This is a genomic window from Nocardia sp. CA-119907 (genome assembly GCF_050955995.1).
In the GTDB taxonomy this organism is placed as follows: domain Bacteria; phylum Actinomycetota; class Actinomycetes; order Mycobacteriales; family Mycobacteriaceae; genus Nocardia.
On record NZ_CP192091.1, the window covers coordinates 8,589,753 to 8,615,201 of the forward strand.

The 25,449-nt window shown below is 64.7% G+C and carries 17 protein-coding genes and 2 pseudogenes; 13 read left to right on the forward strand and 6 right to left on the reverse strand.

Features of this window, described 5'->3' with window-relative positions:
* Nucleotides 1–218 precede the first annotated feature (218 nt).
* Nucleotides 219–1,424, forward strand: coding sequence for a DUF7373 family lipoprotein (locus ACQP2D_RS38895; protein ID WP_433680896.1), 1,206 nt, complete (start codon nucleotides 219–221; stop codon nucleotides 1,422–1,424).
* Between the two features lie 285 nt (nucleotides 1,425–1,709).
* Here ACQP2D_RS38895 and ACQP2D_RS38900 read toward each other — a convergent pair.
* Nucleotides 1,710–2,213, reverse strand: a pseudogene (locus ACQP2D_RS38900) (RNA-guided endonuclease InsQ/TnpB family protein); the annotation flags it as partial.
* A 574-nt stretch (nucleotides 2,214–2,787) separates the two neighbouring features.
* Nucleotides 2,788–3,132, reverse strand: a pseudogene (locus tag ACQP2D_RS38905) (helix-turn-helix domain-containing protein); the annotation flags it as partial.
* On the opposite strand from ACQP2D_RS38905, the gene ACQP2D_RS38910 reads away from it, so the two are divergent.
* From ACQP2D_RS38910 to ACQP2D_RS38945, 8 genes are all read left to right on the forward strand, one after another.
* The gene (locus tag ACQP2D_RS38910; RefSeq protein WP_433680897.1) at nucleotides 3,114–4,352 is read left to right on the forward strand and encodes a DUF7373 family lipoprotein; all 1,239 of its coding nucleotides are present in this window, start codon (nucleotides 3,114–3,116) and stop codon (nucleotides 4,350–4,352) included. The pseudogene ACQP2D_RS38905 and the gene ACQP2D_RS38910 overlap by 19 nt on opposite strands.
* Before the next feature lie 8 nt (nucleotides 4,353–4,360).
* Complete coding sequence (locus ACQP2D_RS38915) at nucleotides 4,361–5,563, forward strand: DUF7373 family lipoprotein (RefSeq protein WP_433680898.1); 1,203 nt, start codon at nucleotides 4,361–4,363, stop codon at nucleotides 5,561–5,563.
* A gap of 104 nt (nucleotides 5,564–5,667) precedes the next feature.
* Complete coding sequence (locus ACQP2D_RS38920) at nucleotides 5,668–6,861, forward strand: DUF7373 family lipoprotein (protein WP_433680899.1); 1,194 nt, start codon at nucleotides 5,668–5,670, stop codon at nucleotides 6,859–6,861.
* 8 nt (nucleotides 6,862–6,869) lie between these two features.
* On the forward strand, nucleotides 6,870–8,063 hold the full coding sequence (locus ACQP2D_RS38925; protein ID WP_433680900.1) for a DUF7373 family lipoprotein: 1,194 nt from the start codon (nucleotides 6,870–6,872) through the stop codon (nucleotides 8,061–8,063).
* Between the two features lie 7 nt (nucleotides 8,064–8,070).
* Nucleotides 8,071–9,276 carry a DUF7373 family lipoprotein gene (locus tag ACQP2D_RS38930; RefSeq protein WP_433680901.1) on the forward strand — a complete coding sequence of 402 codons (1,206 nt, stop codon included), beginning with the start codon at nucleotides 8,071–8,073 and terminating at the stop codon, nucleotides 9,274–9,276.
* A 97-nt stretch (nucleotides 9,277–9,373) separates the two neighbouring features.
* Entirely contained in the window at nucleotides 9,374–10,975 is a 1,602-nt protein-coding gene (locus ACQP2D_RS38935) for a serine/threonine-protein kinase (protein ID WP_433680902.1), read from the forward strand.
* 373 nt (nucleotides 10,976–11,348) lie between these two features.
* A complete protein-coding gene (locus ACQP2D_RS38940) occupies nucleotides 11,349–11,684 on the forward strand; it encodes a WXG100 family type VII secretion target (protein WP_433680903.1) in 336 nt (111 codons plus the stop codon).
* Nucleotides 11,685–11,718: 34 nt separating this feature from the next.
* Nucleotides 11,719–12,015, forward strand: coding sequence for a WXG100 family type VII secretion target (locus ACQP2D_RS38945; protein ID WP_433680904.1), 297 nt, complete (start codon nucleotides 11,719–11,721; stop codon nucleotides 12,013–12,015).
* Nucleotides 12,016–12,085: 70 nt separating this feature from the next.
* On the opposite strand, the gene ACQP2D_RS38950 is transcribed toward ACQP2D_RS38945, so the two are convergent.
* Both ACQP2D_RS38950 and eccCa read right to left on the reverse strand, forming a co-directional pair.
* Nucleotides 12,086–13,540, reverse strand: a complete 1,455-nt coding sequence (locus ACQP2D_RS38950) for a type VII secretion-associated protein (RefSeq protein ID WP_433680905.1) — start codon at nucleotides 13,538–13,540, stop codon at nucleotides 12,086–12,088.
* Nucleotides 13,540–17,580 (reverse strand): type VII secretion protein EccCa, encoded by a 4,041-nt coding sequence (gene eccCa, locus ACQP2D_RS38955; RefSeq protein WP_433680906.1) that lies wholly within the window; start codon nucleotides 17,578–17,580, stop codon nucleotides 13,540–13,542. Before eccCa ends, ACQP2D_RS38950 begins: the two co-directional genes overlap by 1 nt.
* A gap of 174 nt (nucleotides 17,581–17,754) precedes the next feature.
* Here eccCa and eccD point away from each other — a divergent pair, with 174 nt between their 5' ends.
* From eccD to ACQP2D_RS38970, 3 genes are read left to right on the forward strand one after another with little or no spacing between them, the layout of a single operon-like run.
* Nucleotides 17,755–19,221: a type VII secretion integral membrane protein EccD gene (gene eccD / locus ACQP2D_RS38960; protein ID WP_433680907.1), complete on the forward strand. Its 1,467-nt coding sequence runs from the start codon at nucleotides 17,755–17,757 to the stop codon at nucleotides 19,219–19,221.
* 41 nt (nucleotides 19,222–19,262) lie between these two features.
* Nucleotides 19,263–20,624 carry a type VII secretion-associated serine protease mycosin gene (gene mycP / locus ACQP2D_RS38965; RefSeq protein WP_433680908.1) on the forward strand — a complete coding sequence of 454 codons (1,362 nt, stop codon included), beginning with the start codon at nucleotides 19,263–19,265 and terminating at the stop codon, nucleotides 20,622–20,624.
* Nucleotides 20,625–20,684: 60 nt separating this feature from the next.
* The gene (locus tag ACQP2D_RS38970; RefSeq protein ID WP_433680909.1) at nucleotides 20,685–21,458 is read left to right on the forward strand and encodes a potassium channel family protein; all 774 of its coding nucleotides are present in this window, start codon (nucleotides 20,685–20,687) and stop codon (nucleotides 21,456–21,458) included.
* A gap of 4 nt (nucleotides 21,459–21,462) precedes the next feature.
* Here the strand turns inward: ACQP2D_RS38970 and eccB are convergent, their stop codons facing one another.
* Nucleotides 21,463–22,950, reverse strand: coding sequence for a type VII secretion protein EccB (gene eccB / locus ACQP2D_RS38975; protein WP_433680910.1), 1,488 nt, complete (start codon nucleotides 22,948–22,950; stop codon nucleotides 21,463–21,465).
* Between the two features lie 112 nt (nucleotides 22,951–23,062).
* Between eccB and eccE the strand changes: the two genes are divergently transcribed.
* Nucleotides 23,063–24,712: a type VII secretion protein EccE gene (eccE, locus tag ACQP2D_RS38980; protein WP_433680911.1), complete on the forward strand. Its 1,650-nt coding sequence runs from the start codon at nucleotides 23,063–23,065 to the stop codon at nucleotides 24,710–24,712.
* A 129-nt stretch (nucleotides 24,713–24,841) separates the two neighbouring features.
* Here the strand turns inward: eccE and ACQP2D_RS38985 are convergent, their stop codons facing one another.
* A complete protein-coding gene (locus tag ACQP2D_RS38985) occupies nucleotides 24,842–25,402 on the reverse strand; it encodes an NADPH-dependent FMN reductase (RefSeq protein WP_433680912.1) in 561 nt (186 codons plus the stop codon).
* Nucleotides 25,403–25,449 lie beyond the last annotated feature (47 nt).

The window sequence follows — 25,449 nt, forward strand, 5'->3', positions numbered from 1 at the left end:
CGACGAGCACCACCGCGCCCGCGACCCGGGCGACGGCGTGATTTCCGGCGACAACCTCAACCTGCCGATCCTTCAACGGTATCGGCCTCCTATGGATAGGCATCGCAGGGTTGTCACCACACACCCAAGGGTATTGCAACCCACCCCTCATAGGCCCCCCTGCCCGGCGTCCGTCCGGTAACTTCAGATGCACAACGGGAGGAACAAAGGGGTCTGCCATGGTCAGGACTTCGCGAATCGCGTTTGCCGTAGCTTGTATCGCGCTGGCCGGGGTGCTGGCCGGATGCAGCGGCGTCCAGGGCACGCCCCTGGCGGCGGAACAGGACGTACGCAAACTGGAGGTCGGCACGTATCCGGTCGATCGGCACCGATACAACCAGGACGCGGGCTCGCACGGGGCGCTGCTCGAGGGCATGCGGATGTCGGAGGCCGTTGTCGCGACGACGAAGATCGACCCGTCACTCACCTACGGCCGCGAAGGCAAGGTGCTCAGCAGCATCGACGATGCCGTCGAGCATGTCGCCTCCGCGTCGAAACCGGTGCTGGTGAACCGCAACTACCTCACCGGATACGCCACCAGCGGATCGGATAAGCCCGATCCCACCGGACAGACCCGCCCCTCGGCCGACACCACCGCGGTCACCAATGTGGTCTTCCGGTTCCCGGACGAGGCCACCGCGAAAATCGCGGCCCGCGAACTCGAAGACGCCGATATCAATATCTCCCCCGACAACCGCAAACTGCCGTCGAGCAAATACCCGGATGCCTATATTCATTGGCGTCCTGGCATTCCCAATATCGGAACCTTCATGGCGCACAAGGAATTCGTCATCTCGCTGTTCGTCGGGCGGCCCCGCGCGGACGGTCCGGACCTGCTGAGCTGGGTCGAGAAGACACTCGACGCTCAGGTGCCCGCGCTGGACAAATTCCAGGCCACACCGAAAGACCAGTTCAACAACCTGAAGGTCGATCCGGAGAACATGCTCGCACGCGTCGTGGTCGCCGACCGGCGCGGCCACACCCCTAATGCCGATAACTTCGCGGTCTACGGACCCAGCTACTTCGTCCAATCGGCCGAGGACGAGACCAAGACCCAGCGGCTGGTGGACGAGGTCGGGGTCGAGAAATTCGCCATTGTCGACAACGGCTCGGTCACCCGCGTCCGCGACTATCCGGCGGGGCAGACGTTCATCGATGGCCTGATGGCCGAGGTGCGCGACACCTTCGACCCCATCGACGCGCCCAAGGATGTGCCGGGCGCGAAGTGCTTGCAGCTCAATAGCAAAGGCGATCCCGAGCGACAGTACAAGTACCGCTGCTACGTCGGGTACAAGCGGTACGTCGGCGTGGTCACCAGCGATAAGGAACCGGATGTGCGGCAGAAGGTGACCGCACAGTACGCGCTGTTCGCCAACAGCCTCTGACAGCGTGTCCGAAAACCCTTGTGGGTATTCTCGGACACCGCCCTTCTCGGGCGTAGTCGGTTCACGCCACGAAGGTGTGAACGTCGGTTCCCGCGTCTTCCGGGCCGGTTTCACCAGCACCCGTGGGGTGTCGGTCAGCGCCTTCCCGTCGGCGGGCATTGGTGACCCGGCCTCCTGCTGGGGGTCCGGGGATCGTGATCGGTCTTGGTGGGTCGCCGCCCACACGGCGAGGTTGACCGCCGCGTTCAGGTCACGGTCTGCGCGATACCCACACCGACAGGCGAACACCCGATCCGCCAGCGTAAGAGCGGGATCGACGACCCCGCAGGCCGAACAGCGTTTACTCGACGCGAACCAGCGGCTAGCGGTGGCGACCGTGCCGCTGCGCCACACCTGTTTGTAGCGCAGCAGTCGCGCGAAATCCGCCCATCCAGCGTCGCTGATCGCGCGCGCCAGACGACGATTGCCGAGCATGCCCGCCACGTGGAGGTCCTCGACAACGAGTCGGTCGTGGGTTTTGACCAGCCTGTTGGTGACCTGATGCAGGAAGTGTCGGCGAATATTGGCGATGCGGTGGTGGTGTCGCGCCAGACGGGCGGTGGCGGTTTGGCCGTTGTGTGATCCTAATCTGTTTGCGGGACAACGATTTCGCCAGCCTCCGCTGCTTATGCAGCCCGATAGCCAGGGGCTTGGGTGGGTCGTCGATGCGAGCGACTTCGGCACCGTCGGCGGTCGCGGCGACCACGAACGCCGACAACCCGCGGTCGAGGCCCACCCAGCCGCTGTCATCGCCAGCCTTACGCGGTTGGTGGTGGCAGGCGGGATGCAGGTCAGCGGCTTCGGTGGCGATGCTGATCTGCCAACGGCCCGCACGGTAGGTGATGGTGGTGTAGAGGATTTTCGCCCGGCTCTTCGCGAGTAGGCGACGCAGGCGACGGGTGTCCTCCCGCACCCGCAGCATCCCGATCCCGGGCAGGGTCACCGACCGTGCGATCTTGTTGTCGCCGACGCGGATCGCCGCACGCCCAGTCGCCGAGGTCTTGTTGCGCAGCCGAAACGACGGGGTGGTGGTGTGTTTCTTCTTGAACTTGGGAAACCCGACCTTGGTGCCTTTGCGTTTTCCGGTGCGGGAGTCAGAGAACGCGGCCAAGGCACGCCCGCAATCGACGGCGGCTTCTTCGAACACCTGCTGGCGCACCCGGGTGCGCCACACCAGCCCGGTCACCTCGACTTCGGCGACGCCAGCCGCATCGACGGCGATCACGCGTCCGGCGGCTTCGGATTTCTTCCACCCGTTGAAGGCGTTGATCAAACTGAACCCGGTCCACGGCACCGAATGGTCGGGATCGGACTTCCGATGGGTGAGCGCGGTTTTCACAATGTCGAGGCAGGTGTTGAACGCGAACCGCGCCGCACCAGCATGGCGTGCGAGCACAGCATGCTGCTCGACGGTGGGGTCGAGGCAGTACCGGAACGTGGTGTGGCGGCTCATCACCGGCGAGTGTGACACAGGCCACCGACAGCAACGGCGACTCCAGTGACCAACGGTGCCACACGATTCCGATCCCGAGTTCTCAAATACGCTCTGAGCCAACAGAGCCAACAGTCCTGTTGGAAAAGCTGGTCCCGGTGCTCGAGGCCCAGGTGAAGTAGGATCCGCCCGGAGGAACGTGAACGGACGGGTGGGACGTGAGATTCGCCGCGACATCGAAACTTCGAACAGCAGCGATCGCCACGGTGGTGGCGATACTCGTCGTCGGCGTTGTCGCTGGCTGTGCCACCGAGGTGCCCGGTCACGCCGGACCCGGCATGACCGCGGTGGATCCGAAGGGCCTCAATATCGGGCCCTACCCGTCCGCGCCGCGGGACTACACCACCGACGATTTCGAGAAGGACGATGTCTTCCGCATCGAATCCCGGCGCATGCTGGGCTATTTGGTGCTGCCCTATGACGTCGACAGCGATATCGGCCACCTCGTCGACACCCGCTTGGTGGAGGCGACGTCCTCGATCTTCGACGACGGTTTCGTCGGTGTACTGCCCGGTCAGTACCTGCCGGTCGTCGAGCACAACAACTTGATCGCCGGGGTGTACACGCAGCGGTCCAACGACAGTCTGCGCAGCATCAAGAATCTGGCCATTGCGCTACTTCGCTTCCCGTCCGACGCCGCGGCACGCACCGCGGCCACCGAATTCGACCGGGCGACCGATGAATTCAAACCGGGGCGGCACCCGGTAGCGATCGACGGCTATCCGGATATCCGGGCCTCCTCGGACAACGATAAGAAGGGGTACGTCTTCCTCGCGCGTGGTCCGTTCGTGCTGCTGAGCATGATCACCATGCCGGAATCCGACCCGAAAGCCCTTGGGACGCAATTCAAGAAGATGCTGGACCTGCAAATCCCGAAGCTGGACAGCCTGGTCCCGACACCGCTGGACGATATCCTCGACCTGCCGCTGAACCCCGACGGGATCATGCGGCGCACACTGCCGCCGACCAAGGAGACACGGGAGTACTCGCGGGACCACTACGTCGGCAGCTATGACGGCATCGGGCAATTGCACTTCGAGCGCAACGGCCCCGATTTGAAGCGGACGCTGCAGGAAACCGGTACCGATCTCGTCGCACAGAACCAGTCGACCCTCTACCGCACCCGTGACCTCACGGCATCATTTCGACTCCAGAACGCGTTGGCGCACTTGGGCACCGATGACGAAGCGATCGACAGCCCACCGGGTCTACCCGACGTGCGCTGTCTGAAGCTGGACGAATCGGAGCCGATCTTCAGCAGCAAATATCTGTGCGTCCTCGTGTACGACCGTTACGTCGCGGTGCTCGGTTCCAAGGGACAGGGTCTCGGGCAATTCGACCCGACGCTGTACCAGGCGACCGCCGCGCAGTATTCGATCCTGGCCAAGACCCAATGAGCGCACCGATGCACCATCGATACCGAAACGGCCTGCTCTGCCTCGTAATTGCGGCCGCACTGGCGATGACCGCGGCCTGCGGCGGGTCGAGCGACCCCGCCCCCGCGGTGGATGTATCGAAGCTGGCGCCCGGAAATTATCCGACGACACCGCGCGATATCGACAAGCAGCGAACGGCGGAAACCGGTGCGGTACAGGAGTCCATCCGGCTGGCCGACTTCGTGCCGCTGATGATGGATCTGGACAGTCGCCTGGTCTACAACCAGCGCCCGTTCTACCTGCATCCGTTCACCCCGCAGAATCCGCCGCGAGATGGCTGGCTGGGCGGATCCGTCGACAACTTCGCCGCTGCGGCCCCGGGTCTTGTCGCGGGCTGGACCACATCGGGGTCCCGTAGGAAGAACACTTCGCTCGGGCTGAACATCGACCTCACCCTGCTTCGATTCTCTAACAATGCGCAGGCGAAGACCGCCATGGACGTGTTCTCCGACGAGAAGAACGACACCTACTCCCGCAAAGGGCCGCTCTCGATTCCCGGCTATCCGAACGCCAAATCCGCACTGAGCCAATACGATGCTGTCAAAACCTGGATCGCGCGCGACGACTACCTGCTCTACACCTACGTCGGCAACAGCCTCGCGACCCCACCGGATCCGGCCCCGCTGATCGACTTCACCAAGAAGCTGTTCGACAAACAATTCGAACTGCTGAAGGGCTACACCCCGACACCATCGGACAAGGTCGCACAGGAACCCGCCGATATCGACGGCTTGGTTGCCCGGACGCTGGCGAACCCGCCCTCCGAGGGGGACGCCGACATCACTGGCGCCTACACCCCCCACGCCGCACTGCATCTCGAGGAACGCCCCGATATCAGCAAGCGCGCATTCGACGACGCCAAGGTCGACCTGGTCGCCCACAGCGACTCCTCGATCTACCGCACCGCCGACCCCGCCGCCGCAAGCAGACTCACCGCAAGCTTCCTCGACCAACTCACCGGCCTCTTCGAACCCACCGACAGCCCACCGGGCCTTCCCACCGCTAAATGCTCGAAGCAGCTCGACAACGACGCAACCAAATCCCGCAACCTCGTCGAATTCATCTGCTACCTAACGTATGAACGCTACGTAGCCGCGGTCACCGCCAACCAGCGCCAAGACCTCGACCAGAAGCTCGCGGCGCAGTACAAGCTGCTGGCCTTCGGCAAGTAGCCCCCAATGCCCCAACCCCGCACCGAATCCAGCCCCCGGTGTTGGCGGCTTGCGTCGAGTAGGATCCCGCGGGGAGTATGCGAGCGGGGAGGAACGGGGGACGTATGAGGTTCAGAGGCGGATTCGTCGCGCTGCTGGCCGTGGTGAGTGCGGGTTGCGCTGGGAGTGTGACGGGCCATCCTGAACCGGGGCTGGCGCCGGTGGACGTGGCGGCGTTGAAGACGGGGGCGTACGCCCCGGAGCCGACTACCTATGACCCCCACGTCAGCACCATTCCCGACGTACGGCTGATCGAGGCGCGCCGGATGCTCAACTACCTGGTGCATCCCTATGAGATCGACAGCGAGATCAGCGATACGTCGAATCAGAAGTTCATGTCCGAGGCCGAATCGATGATCGGCGAGAAGTCCTTTCCAGAGAAGTACCGCCCCGCCGCAACGGACAACAACCTCCTTGCCGGGGTGTATGTCGTGGGCAGCAACAACAATCTTCGCAACCACAAGAAGTTGATCATCTCGGTACTGCGCTTTCCGACCGATGCGGCAGGTCGTGCCGCCGCCGACCAGTTCGATCAGGTCGGGAACAGTGATCCGGGCCGACATTCGGTGCCCATCCCGGGGCATACGGATGCTCGGGCGTCGTCCGCGGACGACCGAACGGTCATCTCGTTCACCGCACACGGCCCCTATGTCATCGTGGTGAATACCGCACTGCCCCAAACGAACCAGGCCGCGATCCCGGACACTATCGGAAAGGTCATCGACCTCCAGGTCACTCGATTGGACCAGCAGAAGCCCATCGCGCTGGACGATCTCCTCGACCTGCCCACTGATCCGGACAGCATCATGCGGCGCGCCCTGCCAGAGGCCCCAGATCACAGCGATCCTTTCATCGGCAAGGCGGACTTCGGCTACTTCGCACCCGCGGGCGAACTGCATTTCGAGCGCAACCCGGTCCATATTCAGCAGGCGTTCGAGGAAAGCGGGGTCGATCTGGTCGGCCGCCGCGGCGCGATCATCTACCGTGCGCGTGACCTACCCGGCGCCTTCCACCTCCAGTCCGCACTGGCCAAGACCGGTAAGAATGACGAAATACTCGCACCACCGCCGGGTCTTCCCGACGTCCGGTGCGTCAAGCTCGACACAGCAACTGATCTCAGGAGTTTCGACCAGTTCTGTGCTGTGGTCTACGGGCGATACGTAGCCGTCGTCGTCGCAAGAGGATTTGCGGGGGCGGTGGACCCGGTGCTGTACCAGCGTGCCGCGGCTCAGTACGCGATTCTGGCGAAGAGTGAGTGAGTCCGGCCATGCGATTGCGACACAGTCTGTACGCCATTATCGCCGTGGCCATCGCAGCGACCACTGCCTGCGGTGACAGCGAGGGCACGACCACGCCGTCCATCGACATTGCCAAACTGGATTCCGGCAACTATCCGACAACACCGCGCGATATGGAAACAACACGCAAGGCCGACTCGGGAGCCGATCTGGAGTCGGTACGGCTCGGAAACTCGGTACCGCTACCTTTCGATATAGACGGGAAATTCGCTTTCCAACGCCTGGCGACCATCGATGGGCGGACCACGCTGAAATCCCCGGCCACCATCTCGTCGATCGATAACGAAGAATTCCCCGATCTCGCCCAAGGACTCGTCGCTGGATGGGAGACGACGGGTGAGCGTCGGAGCCCGTTCTGGCTCGGCCGTTCGGTGATCATGGATACGCTCCGGTTCGCCGACCAGGGCAAGGCCGAGACCGCGGCTCGTCGCCTTGCGAACCGTCAGGCCGAGGTACTGCCCGGCGAGACCGTGACGATCCCTGAGCATCCGACTGCTCGTGCGAAATGGTCGCCCAGCAAACGGACTCTCGACTCATTCCTCGTGCACGACGCCATGCTGCTCTACGTCTATATCGACGATCCGATCAGTGAACCTGTCGACACCGCGCCACTGATCGCCTTCACCCAGGCGGCCTTCACCGAACAGATCGAGATGCTGAAGGACTACTCGCCGACACCGATCGATCAACTGGCATCCCTCCCAATGGATGTCGACGGACTGCTCGGCCGGACGCTACCGCTCGAAGAGCGGCAGAAGAGCGTATCCGGAATTGATCGCACGGTGCTGATGCCCGGACACGTCGCGCTGCATTCGGAGAACTTCCCAGCACTCGCGAAGGCCGCCTACGACGATGCGGGCGTCGATCTGGTCGCCTATTCCGGTGAGAAGGTGTATCGGACACGGGATTCGAGCAGCTCCGTCCGTCTGATCGCCGCCATGATCGACCAGAAGACCGATGGATATCGCCCGGTCGACGCACCCCCGAATATGCCCGACACCAAGTGTTTCGATGTCAAGGATAAAAAGAGCTCTTCGCTTTCCTATCCGCCGGTGTGCTATCTCGCGTACAACCGATATGTCGCGCGGGTCCAAGGGACCAATATGCAGGAGGCATACCAAAAGGCCGCTGCGCAATACAAGTTACTTGCTTACGGGCGTTAGGGGAGGCATGAAGCTCGCGACGACGACGGCCGTTCGATTGGTGGCGGCGCTGTTGACGGCCGCGGCGTTGACTGCGTTGTCAGCGTGTGGCGCTCAGGTGACCGGCCAGCCGGTCCGCGTACAACCTGACGTATCGAAGCTCGATGTCGGCAACTACCAGACCAAGCCGCGCCAGGTAGGTAATGCCAAGAGCGATAAGCAAGCTCGGATTCGCGAGGCACAGCGGCTGGCCGATTACGTTGCGCTGCCTTACGAAGCCGATCCTTCCTACGTCGAAGACGCGTGGAGTATCGCGCCGCATACTGTGCTCAACCGTAAGACTCTCGGTCGCCTCGTCATCAACGACACCTTCGATGAAGTCGCCAAAGACCTGGTGGCGGGCTGGGTGAACGCATGGCAGACCGGCGGCGCGCCGGAAGACAAGCGGCGGACTCTGAATATCGCGGTGCTGTTGTTCCCGGACGCGCAGACCGCATCCACCGTCGGACCGACCTTGGAGCACGACGACTTCACCTATAACCGCGACAACCAGCCGGTGACGATCGCCAAGCCGAATACCTACGCGCATTGGCGACCGGATATCTCCTCCATCGGCTCGTGGACCGTGCAGGACCGATATGTCATCTACATCAAAGTCGTGGACGATACCTCCGCACCCAACCTGCCCGCGTTGACATCGCAGGTCGAAAAGATGCTCGATGTGCAGCTTCCATTGCTCGACAAGTTTCAGCCGACTCCCGCGGGCGAGCTCTCGCGTATTCCGCTCGACCCACAGGGTTTGCTCGGTCGCACCATCCCCAGCAATCCGGAGCGGCCGATTCGTGCGGAACCCGATGGCTTCTTCAGTGGCCGCGGGACGGTGGCGTTGATGAATGCCAGCCAGGAGACGCTGCCGGAGCTGGAGAAGCACGGGGTCGATCTGGTGTCCTTCGGGGATGCCGTCGTCTTCCGGACCAAGACGCTCCAGGATGCGGTGGGCCTGTGGACGACGTGGCAGCCGCTGAAGTCCGACCAGAAATTATTGGCCGCCCCCGCCGGGCTGGGTGACCATGTCGAATGCTTCGCGGATGGGGTCACCGATCAGAATCCGAACGGGTCGATGAATCTGTGCCTGTTCCAAGTCGATCGGTACGTCGTGCAGGCCTTCGGCAAACAGCTGCAGGATCTGCACCAGAAGATCTCCGCGCAGTATGCCCTGCTCCAGAGTCGCTGAGTACGGTGCGATGCGACTCGAATACCCACCGACGACTTGCTAGATTTCTGGCGGAGGCTCGCGTATTCGGGCATTCGACATCATGGAGGAGGACCGAATGGCGTTGCGGCCCGGCGCAATCGTTGGGGGCTACCGGGTACTTCAGGTTCTCGGCAGCGGCGGCATGGGCACGGTGTATCTGGCCCAGAACCCGATCCTGCCCCGCCGCGACGCACTGAAGGTTCTCAGCGCCGATCTATCCACCGATGACGAGTTCCGCGCCCGCTTCGAGCGCGAAGCGAATCTGGCTGCCGGACTGGACCACCCGAATATCGTCGCCGTCTACAACCGCGGCGAAGAGAACGGCCAGCTCTGGATCGCGATGCAGTACATCGACGGAGTCGATGCCGCCGACGAGGCCAAGAAGGGGCCCTCGGTGATGACGCCGCTGCGTGCATTGCGCATCGTGTCCGAGGTCGGCAAGGGACTCGACTACGCGCACCGGCGCGGGCTGCTGCACCGCGACGTCAAGCCGGCCAATTTCTTGCTCTCTGCCGCCGAGGAAGGTGACGAGGAGCGGGTACTGCTCACCGACTTCGGTGTCGCGAAGTCAGCCGAGGACGGTCAAGATCTCACGGCGACAGGCAATTTCATGGCTACCGTCGCCTATGCCCCGCCCGAGCAACTGGTCGGAACCAGCCTGGATCACCGCGCCGACATCTACAGCCTCGGGTGCGCGTTCTTCAAGCTGCTGACCGGTCAGAATCCATATCCGTCGACCATGCCCGCCGTGGTCATGATGGGGCATCTACACGAGCCGCCGCCAAAGCTGAGCGCGGTCCGGCCCGGTCTGCCGCCCGCTCTGGACGCCGTGATCGAAAAGGTTATGGCCAAGGACCCGGAGCAGCGCTACGCGACCTGCCGCGAGTTCACCCAGGCGGCCGAGGCGGCGCTCTACGGCAATCAGTTCCGCGCGCCAGAGGCGGGGTACGCCACCGATGCCCGCATGCCCGTCTCGGGCTATTCGAATCCGTCGATGCCGATGCCGGTCGTCGAGGATCAGTATCGTTCTGCCGCCGGATACAACACTCGAACCCACACTCCCACTACCGGATTCATGCCGCGCGAGAATACGGACCAGAGCCTGATCGCGACCAAGCGGAATCACGCAGAACGATCGCGCACCCGTCGCTTCCTGGTACCCGGTGCGCTCGCCGTGGTGGTGGTCGCCGCCATCGCAGCCGGAACCTTCCTCTTGACCAAGGGCGGATCGGATCCCGGCGGTGGCGGCGACAAGGTGGCCGAAGCCCGCAATGCCAATCCGCAATTCGCGGGAAAGACGGTCACTGCATTCAACTTTGGTAACTCCACCCTCTCGGTGGTGCTCAATCCCAGCGAGCAATCCAAGTTCCTGCAGAATATCGGCTTCGTCTACAGCCCCAAATACAAAGCCGTCGGCGATGAGAAGTCGCCGCGTGCGCTGTCGGCCTCCAGTTATTCGACGGACGTCGATTCCGAGGTCGTGATCGTGCTGCGGACCGACAGTCAAGCCGGAAACGGTGGCCTGCGCGGATTGCCGGGCAGCATTCTGTCCAGTAGCGCGAAAATCGTTGTGGTCGATGATCCGTCGACCGTGCAGGCCTTTCAGGTGTGGACCGGGCAATCCCAGGACACGTTGGTAGACAAGATGGTTCCGACGATCGCCAAGGTCGTCAAGTAGCGCATCGGACGTGACCCACGACCCTTATCGAACTGGGATCCGTCTTGTAGACGCGACACAGCGCTGTTCGGTAGGGTGTTCGCAGCCAGCCCACTCGCCAGTTCAGGTGGCCGCGAAGGGGGAAGGAGGGGATCGGTGTGCTGGTGGCGACCGAAACGACGACATTGCGGTCCGAGACATCCGGGGGGATCTGTGAGGCCCTCCGACCGTGATGTAGCCGGTCGACAACGCTACAGCGCCCGTGCGACGCGGTGGCTCTACCAGATTCGTTCGAACTGGATGGAACCGAACGGGCCCAGGACGCGTCCAACCATATGAAGAGGTCAACTAGCACTTGGGACGTTGACCAGGACCAGAACCAGGAGCAGAAGCGATGACTTCACCAGGGAATTTCACTGCGGATACCGAGGGTATCAATGCGAAGGCGAAGGAATTCCAGGAGCAGCACAACAGCCTGATGATGGCCATCCGGCAGTTGAAGACCGATGAAGACAACGTGACGAACGGCGCCAACTGGCAGGGTGCGGCCCGCGACGCGTTCAACGCCTTCATGGAGCGCTACTACTTCCAGGCCGACAAGATGAACGACCAACTGATGGAGACCTCCGAGAAGCTGCTCAAGATGAGCAACTCGTTCTCCGATCAGACCAATGACTTCGCCTCCAAGGTGCAGGCGCAGGTTTCCAGCCTCGACCTGCCGGCGGTCTAAATTCCAGAACTACGCAGCATAGGAGCTTGAACAAATGAGTAGCAGCGGCAAGCCCATCTCCGCCAATTTCGACGGCGTTGCGGACGGCGCCCGTCAGATCATCAATCGCGCCGAGACCATCCGGAACGAGCTCGAGGCGTTCGAGAAGAAGGTCAAGGCCTTCTTCGACACCCAGGGTGGTGCGGCCAAGGATGCCTTCGACCAGTACCAGACGACCTGGAACCAGCACGTCGTTCAGCTGAACACGACGCTGCAGGGTGCCGCTCAGCTCGTCGACAAGGGCAATTCCGAGCTTCAGGGCACGGACACCGCCCTCGCTGGCCTCTTCTGAGATCCACTGGAACCATTCGTGCCCCCCGGCAGATTGCCGGGGGGCACGAATGATTTGTGTGGAACTGCGATTACGGCGTCGTCTGGATGGATGCCGCGAACTGCTCGCAGGTCTGGGCGAGCGACTGCCAGTCGCTGATGTACTGGCACCCCGTGCTGACCTGAAGTCCGTGCTCTACCAACACATGCCAGTTCACGGTTGAGCCGTCGCCCGGTTGTTCGGTGTAGGCCAGGCCCGATTTGCCGCCGAATACGACGTCGCGCTTCAGCTCGCTGACCGAGCCGCTCGGGCGCTGCTTCATCTGGGCGTCGAGGTTCGCAGCGACCTGCTCATAACCGGTGCCCGCGGCGACCGGAGTCTGGATCACGCTGATGCGCGCCCGAGTTCCGTCCGAGGGGACGAGATCGACCCGAGACTTGCTCGGGTCAGGTGCCTGCGCGAATCGCCATCCGGCCGGCATCTGGAAGCGTACGCGCCCAACGGTTTCCGATGCGGACTTCGGTGTGGTCGTCGGCGCCGGCCGCATGCCGGTCGACAGCGACGTCGGACCCGCAGGCACAGATGCGCTCGTTGCGGACGCAGTGGGTTTGTCTTCCGAGCCACCGAACGCGAACACCGCACCGATGGCGGTTGCGGCAACCACCGCGACCGCGGCAACGGCACCCAGCACGTACATTTTGGTATTGCGACCTGGCGGCTGCATGGCCGCGGCCCGCTGCCGTAGCGGCTGCATCCATTCCGTCGTCGGCATTGGCGTGATCTCGGGTTGGTATTCCGGCTCCGGTCGCGGTCCGCGCACCAGATCAGCTCCGGCTATCGCACGCAGTTCTACGCTCGGCCCGCAGAACTGCTGCGCTACCGACCTTATGAGGTCCAGTTTCGCCGGATCCGAAACACCTATCGCTTGAACCATATCGGCGGGCTGACCCGCGAGCAGACGATCGAAGAGTGGGGACAGCTCGTCGAATCCAGTCGTTTCCGGCGCAATATCGGATATCGCGAGATTCGGTTCATGTTCACATGTTTCGATGTGAATGCCTTGGTGGCTCCGCACGACGGCGGTCGCGGTAGTCGACAGCGGCCCGAACTCCAGCACGACCGTACGCCTGCTGCGTGCCGCACCCGCATCGGCGACCACGGCACGTATCGCCGTGTCCTCGAACACGATATCGGTGGCGTAGCGACGAACGGCATCGTCGATGATCGCGCGTCGTCGCCCGCCCCATTCGGTCGGGCACACGATGGTGACCTGTTCGCACGGAATCGGAACACCGAGATTCCGCAGCACCGTGCCGAATACCGCGGTCATCGCTTCGCCGATGGCCGGAACGCGCGGAAGCAGGGCTATCCGGTCCGCGCCGACGTACTGAATCGCGGAACACACCTGTGTCGGTGGCGTAAGGGGCTCTCCGACAACGAGATCCCCGTTGCTACCGAGCACCACCGACGGCGGCACATCCCAATGTGTGGCCGGACCGCGCGCCCAAACGCGGGTATCCGTCACCACCAGATCGACACTTGGCATCATTCCGCCGGAGGCATCCACGCCAGCTGGATCAGGCCCTCGCTATTGCGCGTGACGTAGGTTCCGCGCCCGGGCGGTTTGATGCCCGGGCGGGTGTTACCGAACAGCACGCCCTCGTCCTTATTGCAGCTCATGACCAGAGCGGCCGATCCGAGGTCTTTCATGCGAGCAACCGTCGCTTCGTACAGTGCCCGACTCGCACCACCGGAGCGCCGCGCGATGATCACGTGGAAACCGAGATCTCGGGCGTGCGGAAGGTGCTCCAACAGCGCCGACACCGGATTGCCGCTGGAGGAGGCGACCAGGTCGTAGTCGTCGACGATCACGTACAGCTCCGGACCGCGCCACCAGGAGCGCTCGCGCAATTGCTGCGGCGTGACATCCGGTCCCGGCGTCCGCTGTGCGACATAAGCGGCGAGATCGGCCATGTTCTGGGTGAATTGCGGTGCGGTGGAACCATATCCGGCGAGATAGCCGTCGGGCACGAGGCCCAGCATGGACCGTCGATAGTCGCCGAGGATGAAACGGGCCTGGTCCGGAGTATTCGAGGCCGCGATGCCCTCGATGATCGACCGAAGCAGGGTCGTCTTACCGCTCTCGGTGTCACCGATGACGATGAAGTGTGGGCTTTCGTTGAAGTCGAGGTATACCGGCGCCAGCTCGGATTCGTTGATGCCGAGTGGAATTCGCATGCACTTGGCTTCCCGGTTGACCTGCGAAGGCCAGTTGCCCGCCAGCTGCAGCAGTTGTTCGCGCGGCAACATCTCCGGCAGCATCCTGGCCGCCGGAGCCGGACGCCCCGGGGTGAGCCGGGCGATGGTTGACACCGCGTCCGCGACGGCTTGGCCGAGATTCTCTTGGGCGGCACTGCCATCGATGCGCGGCAGACCTGTCAACATGTGCAGGCACTCCGGCGTCATACCGCGGCCGGGGCGGCCCTGCGGGACCAGTGACGCGAACTTGCGGCCCAGGTCGGAGTCCATCGGGTCACCGAGGCGGAGTTCGATGCGGGTGCCGATCTGGTCTTTCAGAGCAGGGCGGGCCTCGGCCCAGCGGTTGAGGGCGATGACGACGTGCACGCCATAGGAAAGGCCTTGTACCGCAAGGTTCATGATCGGCTGTTCGAGCGGGTCGAAGTCCTGGCGGATGGAGCCGAAGCCGTCGATCACCAGGAAGACGTCACCGAACGGATCCTCGTGTGCGCCAGCGGCGCCGGGGCTGCTGGCCGGGTCCATGGCGCGCAGGCGGCGGAATTCGGTCATCGATTCGATGCCGAGTTGGCGGAAGCGGGCCTCGCGCTGGCGGACGATGGTGGTCATCTCGGCGATGGTGCGGCGGACCTTGTCCTCGTCCAAGCGGCTGGCCACCGAACCCACGTGCGGCAGGCCTTCCAGGCTGGCCAGGGTGCCACCACCGAAATCGAGGCAGTAGAACTGCACCTGCTCTGCGGTGTGGGTGAGCGAAAGCGCCATGATCATGGTGCGCAGGGCGGTCGACTTGCCCGACTGCGGGCCACCGACCACGGCGACATTGCCTCGGGAACCCGACAGGTCGACGACGAAGGGGTCGCGGCGCTGGTCGTACGGGCGGTCGACAATGCCCATGGGGGCGCGCAGGGTGGCGATGGCGGAGTATTCGCCGGTGAGCACGCTGCGCGGGATGAGCTGGTCGAGGGTGGGCGCCTCGTCCAGGGGCGGAAGCCAGATCTCGTGGGCCGGGCGGCCATGGCCGCGGATGCGGGAGGCCAGCATATTGAGGTTGGAGATCTGTTCGCCGTCTTCGGACTGCGGTTCCGGATCGTGCGACGGCTCCGACGGCAGCGGGACGCGGTCGATGGCGCGGAAGTCGACGTGGGTTGCGGTGAAAGGGCGTGCCTTGATATCGATTTCGCCGCCCGCGACACCGGCCTGGGTGACCTCGCGCTGGGAGCCGCCGCCCACGTAGGGGCCGGAGACATAGGCGGCCTGAAAGCGCTGGATCTCGCCGGAGTCGGACTTGAGATAGCCACCGCCGGGGATGCCGGGCAGGTTGTAGGCGTCGGGGACGCCGAGAACCTGGCGGGATTCATTGGCGGAGAAGGTCTTCAGGCCGATGCGGTAGGAGAGGTGGCTCTCCAGGCCCTTCAGCTTGCCTTCCTCGAGGCGCTGCGAGGCGAGTAGCAGGTGCACGTGCAGCGACCGGCCGAGGCGGCCGATCATGACGAACAGTTCGGCGAAATCCGGGTGCTGGGTGAGCAATTCGGAGAACTCGTCGAGCACCACGAACAGTGCGGGCAGCGGGTCGAGGTCGGCACCGGCGGCGCGGGCCTTCTCGTATTCGGAGACGTTGGCGAAATTGCCCGCCTGGCGCAGCACTTCCTGGCGGCGGTTCATTTCACCGGCCAGCGCGTCACGCATACGGTCGACGAGGTCGGCTTCTTCTTCGAGGTTGGTGATGACGGCCGCGACATGCGGCACACCGTCCAGTCCGAGGAAGGTCGCACCACCCTTGAAGTCGACGAGCACCAGGTTCAACTGATCCGGTGAGTGCGTGGCCAAGAGGCTGAGCACCAGGGTGCGGAGGAACTCCGACTTACCGGAACCGGTTGCGCCGATGCACAATCCGTGCGGACCCATACCGCTCTCGGCGGCTTCCTTGATATCGAGTTCGATGGGCGCGCCGTCCGCGCCGACACCGAAGGGCACACGCAGCCGCTCGCGGCCGTAGCGCGGACGCCAGGCATGTTCGGGATTGAAGGTACCGATATCGCCGAGCTTCATCAGCTGGGTCCAGGTCGAGATCACTTCGGCGTCATCGTGTTCGACATCGCTGCTGCGCTGGGTCGCGGCGCGATACGGGGCGAGGCGGCGCGCGACCTGCTGGGCCTGCTGCGGGCTGATCCGGTCGATGAGCGCGAAACGCTCCTGGTTGCCGGTGGCGCCGCGGCCGACGCATTCACCGTTCTCGACGACCATCTTGATGCCGCGCGAGACGGCCAAACGCGGTGCGTAGCCGCACAAGTCGATAATGGTCACGCCTTCGTAACCGGATTCGCGGAGTTGGTCTTCTTCGGCCTCGAGCAGACCGCCATCGACGACAATGACGATATGCACCAGATTCGCGTTGGCGGGTTGGTTGCGGGAGTAGCGAACGCGGTTGGCCAGCAACGGATGCAGGCCGGCGGTGGCCTCCCGGATCGAGCCGTAGAACATGCGCTGGGTGCCGATGCCGTCCTGCGCGTCCGGATGCTGGGTGTGCGGCAGCCACTTGGTCCACTCCCATTCGCGAGCGGTGTCCGGGCCGCAGACGAGGGCGATCAAGACCTGGTCCGGCGCCTGGAACATGCACAGCTGCAACAACATTGCGCGGGTCATATCGCGGGCCTCGGCGCGGTCGCCGTCCAGGGCGATGGTCGCGAAGCCCTTGACCGCGATCGCGGTCGGCAGATCGGGAACCGTCGAATGCGCGCGCACGAAACGGCGCAGCGAGACCGCGGCGATCGGCTCCAATTCCTCGACCGGGCCGGTCTCCGGCGCGACCAGACGGGTGGCGAGTCGCTGCCCGCCGATGCCGATCCGGGCGTGGCAGAAGTCCTTGTCCCCGGCGCGGCGTTCCCACATGCGGGAAGTCCCGGCCAGCATCCAGATCAGGGCCGGCTCAGGGTGACTCCACTCGACCGAGGCACGCTGCTGGGCGGCGGTCTGGTCGACATCCTTGCGGACCTGGTCGAGATAGCGCAGGTAGTCCTTGCGGTCCTCGTTCGCCTCGGCCGCCTTCTGGCCCTTGCCGCCGCCCTGACCGGCGAACATGCCGACCATGGAGACGACCATCATCATCGGGAACATCATGCTCATCGGATTCGACGCGATGCTGCCGCCCTGGGTGAACAGCAGCGCCATCATGCCGACCATGCCGACGACCATCACGACCGGCATCAGCTTCGATACCAGGCTGCCCGGTGTCACCCGTGGGATTTCGGGCGGCGGCTGCAGCGTAACCTCACCGCCGGGTGTGCGCGGCATCTCGCGACGCGCACGCCGCTGGAACCGGACGGTACTCATCGAACGAGATCCCCCTCTTCGCAAGCTGCGCTTTTTCGGCCTCAGTGTAGAGGGCACAGCTGACATGTCGTACAGTTCGACCAGCATTCTGCTGCCCGAACGGTGGGTTCGCAAGCTTGGCCCTCTCGCTCACGGAACGCGGAAATACGAGGTAGAGACCGAGTTGGGGGAAGCTTGACGCACGCGCGACTTGACCACATCGATGAAGAATCCTCGCGCGGCATCGTCCGTGCACCCGATCTTGCTCGGGTCACGATTCTTGCGAAGCACACCCAAGTGGATATGGCGATTCCGGTCGATGTGCCGGTCGCGCTGGTGATTCCGAGTGTCGTCGATATGGTCGCTCAACACAGCCGCACCAACGATTTCGACAATGAGGGCGAGCGCTTCGAGCCCGCGGAATGGGTGCTGGCCCGAATCGGCCATCCGCCCTTCTCCAATTCGCTGAGCCTCGGCGAGCACGGCGTGCGCGACGGCGAATTGCTGATGCTGGAAAGCGCTTCGCACACCGCGCCGACGCCGCTGTTCGACGACATCATGTACAACGTCGCGATCGCCGATGCCGATCACTACCGCAGTTGGACACCGAAGGTCGCGCGGATCACCGGTTCGGTGCTCGCCGCGCTCACCATGATCGTGGGCTGTCTCGGACTGCTGCTGTCCAAGGATGCGCTGCCGGGATGGGTGAGCGGTTCGCTCGCGCTGACCGTGGCGATTCTGCTCGTGGTCGCGGGCATGGTGCTCAGCAGGATGTACGGCGACACCTCGACCGCGCTGGTGCTCGGCGGTTGTGCGCTGCCCGCCGCGTTCACCGCCGGAATGCTCTATGTGCCAGACGATTACGGCTGGGCGCATCTGCTGCTCGGTTCGGTATTGGCCGGTGCCACCGCGATTCTCGCGTGGCGCGTCACCGGAGTCGGGCTCGCGCTGTTCATCGGCGCCGCGACGCTCGCGGTATACGCCGTACCGTCCGGGTTGGTCGGCGTGCTGACCGACCAGCCGGAGAAAGCCATCGGCGCGGCCGTCGCCGCGCTCGGCCTCGCGGGTCTCTCACTCGCACCGCGGGTTTCGATGCTGCTCGCAAGCCTGCCGCTGCCGCCGGTGCCCTCCCCCGGCACCCCGATCGATCCGACCGAGGACGATCCGGACGATCACCGCGCGCTGCCGACCATGGACGCGCTGCGGGTGAAGTCGGAGCGGGCACGGATGTACCTGGCCGGACTTGTCGCGGCGACCACGCTGGTCTCGGTGGCGGGCGCGCTCGCGAGCACCGATCCCGGTGCGGGCGATCCGTATTGGCCCGGTATCGCACTGGCGCTGGTGACCGCGGTGGTGCTGATGTTCCGCAGTCGAACCTATGCGGGCGCGGAGCAGGCCGTGGTGCTGATCGCGGGCGGCGCATCGATCGTGCTGATCATGATGGTCGGCGTTGCCATCGGTATGGAGCAGCCGCTGGCCGTCTTCGGTGCGGCGATGGTCGTGCTGGTCGCCGCGCTGATTCTCGGCATCATCATTCCGAACCAGTCCGCGACACCGCCGATGCGCCGTGGCGTGGAACTGCTGGAGTACGCGTTCGTGGCCGCCGTGCTGCCGCTGGTGTTCTGGGTGGCCTCGCTCTACTCGCTCGTTCGCGGGCTGTGAACCGGCATTTGCGCGTCGCGGCTGCGGTCGCGGCGTTGGGCATGAGCGCGTCGTTGGGGCTCGGTGCTGGCGCCGCGTCCGCCGATCACCCGCCCGCGGTGAACCCGGGGCTGCTGCCCGCCGGTGATCCGGCGGCGCCGCCCGAAAAGACCGAGCGGCCAGCGAATTCCGATTGTTCGAACACCGTATCCGGCGGTGAGGGCGCGACGATCCCGACCGCGCAGCGCTCACTCGATCTGGACAGCGCGTGGCGGTTCTCCAAGGGCGAGGGCCAGACCATCGCGGTCATCGACACCGGCGTGGCACGCCATCCCCGATTGCCCGGTCTGATCGCCGGTGGCGACTTCGTCGCGAATTCGGGCGATGGCACAGAGGATTGCGACGGCCACGGTACTTTCGTCGCGGGTCTGATCGCCGCTTCGAAGATCGACGGTCAGGGGTTCTCCGGTGTCGCGCCGGAGGCCCGCATCATGACGATCCGTCAGACCAGCAAGATGTATCAGAAGGAGGGCCGGTCCCGGGAGCGCAATCCCGACGACCTGCCCGAGGGCTACGGCAATCTGGCCACCATGGCCTCGGCGATCCGGCGCGCGGCCGATGCGAATGTCAGCGTCATCAATATCTCCGAGGTGTGGTGCGGCTCGTCCAATGACGTCGACGGATCCATCGGTGCGGCAGTGCGATACGCGACGCTGGAGAAGAACGTGGTCGTGGTCGTGGCCGCCGGTAACCAGGACGGATCCTGCAAGACCGAACAGCAGATCATCGATCCGCTGCATCCGTCCGCCGATCCGTGGAGCAATGTCAAGATCAATGTGAGCCCGGCGCGCTGGGACGACTACGTGCTCTCCGTCGGTTCGATCGATGCCAATGGCGCACCGTCGAAGTTCACCGTGCCCGGTCCGTGGGTGAGTGTGGCCGCACCGGGCGAGAATATGGTCTCGCTCGACCCGCGCGGGACCGGCACCGCCACCGGCACGGTGAATCAGCAAGGGCAGCAACAGGCGATGAGCGGCACCAGCTTCGCGACGCCACTGGTGTCCGGTGTGGTCGCGCTCGTGCGTGCCCGTTTTCCGGAGCTGAGCGCGCTGGAGGTGGTCAAGCGGATGCAGGCCACCGCACACGCGCCTGCGGAGGGGTGGAGTCCGTACATCGGCTATGGCGCGGTCGATCCGGTCGCGGCGCTGACCGATGAGGTGAGCAGCACGCCGCTGCCGCCCAAACGGCCGAGCCCGGCCAAAAGCACCCAGCTCGCGGTGCCCGCACCGGCACCGCCGGCGGACAACCGGGCCCGCAATGTCGCGCTGATCGGTACCGGGATCATCGGCGCCGCGCTGGTTCTCGGCTACCTCGCCTCGTTCCCGATCCGACGCCGGTTCGGCGTCAAGTCCGACGATATGTAGCGTCGTCGTGGCAAACCGCGGTACATAGGGTGTCGCACCCGATCGATACAGGTAGTTCCCATGGTCCTGACGCGCGCAGCAGAACACGACGACGGACAGCCGAGCCGTAGACAAGTCTGGGAACAGGCGACCGGCATCCCGATGGTGGTGCTGGCCGTGTTGTTCATCGGCGTCTACGCCTGGCATGTGCTGGACACTGGTGCGTCACCGCGATTGGACGCCTGGCTCGAACGGGTCGACATCATGATCTGGGCGGTATTCGCCGCGGACTTCGCCGTCCGGATGTGGCTGTCGACCGATCGCTGGCGGTTCGTGCGCACCCATCCGCTGGAACTGCTGATCGTATTGTTGCCGCCGTTCCGACCGGTGCGGCTGCTGCGGGCCGCCTTGCTGGTGCTCGACACGCTCAACCGCAATCGGGTGACCCGCGCGCGGCTGGCGATATTCGTCGGCACCAGTTCGGCATTGACGCTGGTGCTGTGCAGTCTGGCTTTCTTCGATGCCGAATACGGCGCGCCCGACAGCAAGATTCACAATTTCGGTGACGCGCTGTGGTGGTCGATGGTGTCGGTGACCACCGTCGGCTACGGCGATGTGTATCCGGTGACCGTGCACGGCCGCATGATCGCGCTGATCCTGATGACCCTCGGCATCGGCCTGATCAGCTTTGCCATCGGCACCACGACCAGTTGGGTCATGGAGCAGCTGCGGTCCGTCGAGGTCACCGCCGACCGCGCCGACCGGGAGATCACGGTGCTGATCGACGAAATCCGCGCGCTACGAGCCGAAGTCGCCGAACTGCGTGCGGCTGCGGTGCGGGACGGTTCCGACTGATCGCTCAATTCGCCGAGGCGACAGGCGATTTCGACGGCGACGGGTCCGCGGCGACGCCGTCGTGGGCGACCATGGCGTCCGCGCGGGCCAAACTCGGACCGGACGCGAGCAGGCCGACGATCGGCCACGGTGCGGGTTCGGCCTTCGTGCCCGAATCGGTGTCCATGCCCAGTGCCTTCTCCGCATCGGCGTCCTTGACGCCGTAGCGGACACCGGTGTCGGCGATGTAGAACTTGCTGTCCTTGCGGCGGCTGTCCGGTTCGATGCCGGTGGTCTGGACGAATGCGCCCGTGCCCGGCGGGATGTAGACCGAATCGGCGTTGGCGCCGGAGCCATCCGCCTGGGCCAGGGGCACCAGTTTGGCCTTATCCGGAATCGGCAGTGCCACACCGGTCAGCACCGAAAGCTCGGCGCGATTGCCGCCGTCCTTATTGTCCGCGGCGGCGGCCAGTGGCTTCCAGGACAAGCAGCTGATCGGCTGGTCTTTGTAGTCGATGATGGACGGCACGGTCTGCGGATACGTGCTGACTTGCAGGGTGTTCGCCACCGGCGCGTAGGTCTTGTCCGTCTGGTCGACGACGTCATTGCTCGATGTCGAGCGATACCGGTTACGGACGATCTCGGCGGTCACCCCCGAGATCGGCTGCAGACCGTCCTGTAGCACAACGTATTCCGTATTGGGTTGCGCCGGCACGTGCACCACATCGCCGATCCGGTGGTTGCCGACCGAGTAGCCGACCGAACCGCCCGGGTTGTCGATCTTGGGCGGAATGATCTGCAGCACTTCGGGAATCGTATTGAGCAGGCCCTCGCCGATCGGGCGGGCGGTCGCGCCGGTGATCTTCAGCGCGTCGGTGACGGCGCGGTCCTTGAGGTCGACGCGGGCGCGCTTGTTGTCGTACACCAGGTACGTCGCGTCCTTGCCCTGCACCAGCAGCGCCCGGTCCCTCCCCATGACCGAGGCCTTCTCACCGAGCGACAGGTCACCGGCCAGCACCGAGGTGGTGAAATCCTTACTGCCGTCGACCTTCAACTGATCGCAGACCGTCCAGGTGCGGCCCTTGCCGTCCTTGTCGAAGCGCAGCGAGGGGGGTGCGCCGGGGATGCCGATCAGCTGTCCGCGCGCCTTCTTGCCGATCTCGGATTCCTTGACGATGACGGCCTTTTCCGGCGAACCCGCCGCCAGCCGGGCCGATGCGAGGTTCAGCGTCGGATGCACCACATCGTTGATCACCACATAGACGGCGCCGGATTCCTTGCCGATCAGGATCTTGCTGCTGCCGATCTTGTCCTGCGGGCGCAGCAGTGCGAGCACACCGCAACCGGCCAGCACCACAATGGCCATGATCAGTCCGGCCGCGTAGGCGCGGGACTGAGAGCGCATCGGATCGTGCAACATTCGCACGTCCCGACGGACCAGTGCGTGTTCCATCCGGCGGACCAGGAAGCGGTAACCGCTCACCTGCCAGCGTGTAGTGGGTTTTGAAGGCATTTTTCCCTCCCCGAACAATGCTCGCGTTCGCGGAACACAGTACAGTTCCCGAGGACTATTGTTCAGCTCGGCCGATGCGAAACGGCCGATACCGGGTACTTGGGGGATGACGATGGCCGAACAAGCCGGGGCGGGACCACGTCCGCTGCTCGGGCGCATCTCGCTGCGGAACCTGCTGATAGCGCAGGTGATCGGACTCGCGGCCGGATTGCTCGCCTTGTTCGCCGGACTGGGCGGCTGGCTCGCGTTGGGCGTCGCGGTGGTCGTGGGAGGGCTGCCGCTGATCCCGATCGCGAAACGCACCATCCTGGATTGGATCGCCACCTGGTGGCGCTACCTGACCCACGGCGACTACCAGATCGGTGACACCGTCGACTTTCGCGGCCCCGACGGGCGCTCGCTCGGGCTGTACTGGGACGGCACCCGGGTCGTCACGGTGGTCGAGGTGCTGGCCCCCAAGGGCGGACTGACCCGGATCGCCCGCACCACCGTGCACGCTTCGCACCTGCTGCCGTTGCCGGAACTGGCCAAATGCCTGAACCAGCACGACATTCTGCTCAGCGGCATCGACATCATCAGCCACGGCCACCGCAGCCGCTCCGGCACGCCAGCGGGCAAGATCTACGAATCGCTACTCGGCCCGCTGCCCGCCACCGCGCACCGCAATGTCTGGCTCGCGATCAGTTTCGACGCGATCGCCTGCCCGGAGGCCGCGGCCCGGCGCGGTGGTGGCGCCGAGGGCGCCTCGCGCGCGGTAACTATTGCGACGCAACGCATTATGCGCACCCTCGAGGACGCCGACTGCAGCGCTCGCATCCTGACCGCACCGGAGATCCGCAAGGCGGTCCTGCAGATCACGCAGGGTTTCGATCCGCGCACACTTACCCATCGGTGGCGCTACGCCGAGGTCGGCAACAGCGTGAATATCGGCAGCGCCGTCGACCCGAAGCGGCTCGGCTCGGATCTGCTGTCGCAACTGTGGGTCGCGCCGTCGCGCGGCACCACCGTCGCGGTGCGGCTGCGTCCCGGTAGTTCGGCCGAATCGGTCAGCATCGGCGCGGCCTGGCGGTTGACCGCGCGCGAGCTGCCGGAGCGCACCAAGCTCAAGGGTCTGATCTCGATGAACGGGCGGCACCGCGACGGGCTGCTCGCGCATCTGCCGCTGGCCGTTCCGGATCTCGACGATGCGGTTCCGGTGACCGAGTACCCGATCGACGTCATCAGCGCGCTGCACCTGCCGTCCTCGGGCTGCGGTCAGCTCATCGGCTCCGATGATGAGGGGCAGGGTGTCGCGGTCCGCATCGTCGGTACCGGCATCTCGACGGTCTACCTGGCCGGTGAGCTGTATCTGGCTCAGCAGTTGGTGTTCCGCGCGCTGGCGGTCGGCGAGCGCATCCTGATCCGCACCGATCGGGCGCATGCCTGGGAGAACCTGGTGACCACCATCGGGAATCCCGAACGGCTGCAGCTCGCGGTCGAGACGCATCAGTCCGATGCCGGATTCACCGCGACCGTGGTCGATGGTGTGCTGGCGCCCGCGCCGCACGCCGGTGTCACGACGATCTATGTAACCGGCGACCCGATGGGCTGGCCCGCCACCCGCCCGGACCTGTCGATCCACCAGCCCGGCGCCATCGGCAACCATGTCGTGCTGCGAACCGGCACCGCCCAAGTCGACCTGACGCTGGTCTCCATTCCACGCGAGGCCACCTACATCGGCCACCCCCGCGGCCGGCGAGCAATGGCGGGCAGCCCGCAGTAGCCCTCGCGGTTGCCGGAACCTCAGCCTCATCCCACTCGCCGTCCATGTGGTGCGGTCGGACCGCGCCGACCGCGCACTGCGTTTCACCTGTGCCACCGTGGTCTGCGGCGTGCTCTTCCGTGTGCAGTATCAGCCTGGGTAGGGGTTGGTCGTGCGGGCGTCGCGGAGAGTTCTTGCCCACCAGGCCAGTTGGCGGATGAGGCGTTCGGCGGCGTCTATGGCGGCGCCGTCCTGGGTGTTGCCTGCTTCGTCGAATTGCTTCTTGGCCTGGTGGAAGCTGACGGCTTCGCGGATGGAGACCATGTGGATTTCGGCGACCACCTGGCGCAGTTGTTCGACGGCGCGCAGGCCGCCGGAGAGACCACCGTAGGAGACGAATCCGATGGGCTTGGCGCGCCATTCGTGTTTCGCGTTGTCGAAGGCGGTCTTCAGGGAAGCCGGATAGCCGTGGTTGTACTCGGAGGTGATCGCGACGAAGGCGTCGGCGGCGGCCAAGCGCTGGCGGTAGGCCGCCACCTCTGCGTTTGCGACCAGATCCGTCGGCAGCGGGGTGGTCATGAGATCGATGACGCCGGTATCGAACTCGGGACTCGCCCGGACGGTGCGCAAAAACCAGTCGGCGACCACCGGAGCGAATCGCTCCGGGCGGGTGCTGGCCACGATGACCTCTAGCCGTAGCGGAATTTCCACTGCGCGAGCCTAACGCCATGCACCGCCGGTACGGTCGAGGCGGCGCG

Bases quoted from the DNA above. Each gene is read 5' to 3' on its own strand.
- ACQP2D_RS38925 (WP_433680900.1), top strand. From the start codon at position 6,870: ATGCGATTGCGACACAGTCTGTACGCCATTATCGCCGTGGCCATCGCA.
- ACQP2D_RS38930 (WP_433680901.1), top strand. From the start codon at position 8,071: ATGAAGCTCGCGACGACGACGGCCGTTCGATTGGTGGCGGCGCTGTTG.
- ACQP2D_RS38915 (WP_433680898.1), top strand. From the start codon at position 4,361: ATGCACCATCGATACCGAAACGGCCTGCTCTGCCTCGTAATTGCGGCC.
- ACQP2D_RS38945 (WP_433680904.1), top strand. From the start codon at position 11,719: ATGAGTAGCAGCGGCAAGCCCATCTCCGCCAATTTCGACGGCGTTGCG.
- ACQP2D_RS38935 (WP_433680902.1), top strand. From the start codon at position 9,374: ATGGCGTTGCGGCCCGGCGCAATCGTTGGGGGCTACCGGGTACTTCAG.
- ACQP2D_RS38950 (WP_433680905.1), bottom strand. From the start codon at position 13,540: ATGCCAAGTGTCGATCTGGTGGTGACGGATACCCGCGTTTGGGCGCGC.
- ACQP2D_RS38920 (WP_433680899.1), top strand. From the start codon at position 5,668: ATGAGGTTCAGAGGCGGATTCGTCGCGCTGCTGGCCGTGGTGAGTGCG.
- ACQP2D_RS38970 (WP_433680909.1), top strand. From the start codon at position 20,685: ATGGTCCTGACGCGCGCAGCAGAACACGACGACGGACAGCCGAGCCGT.
- eccE (WP_433680911.1), top strand. From the start codon at position 23,063: ATGGCCGAACAAGCCGGGGCGGGACCACGTCCGCTGCTCGGGCGCATC.
- eccB (WP_433680910.1), bottom strand. From the start codon at position 22,950: ATGCCTTCAAAACCCACTACACGCTGGCAGGTGAGCGGTTACCGCTTC.
- mycP (WP_433680908.1), top strand. From the start codon at position 19,263: ATGAGCGCGTCGTTGGGGCTCGGTGCTGGCGCCGCGTCCGCCGATCAC.
- ACQP2D_RS38895 (WP_433680896.1), top strand. From the start codon at position 219: ATGGTCAGGACTTCGCGAATCGCGTTTGCCGTAGCTTGTATCGCGCTG.
- ACQP2D_RS38940 (WP_433680903.1), top strand. From the start codon at position 11,349: ATGACTTCACCAGGGAATTTCACTGCGGATACCGAGGGTATCAATGCG.
- eccCa (WP_433680906.1), bottom strand. From the start codon at position 17,580: ATGAGTACCGTCCGGTTCCAGCGGCGTGCGCGTCGCGAGATGCCGCGC.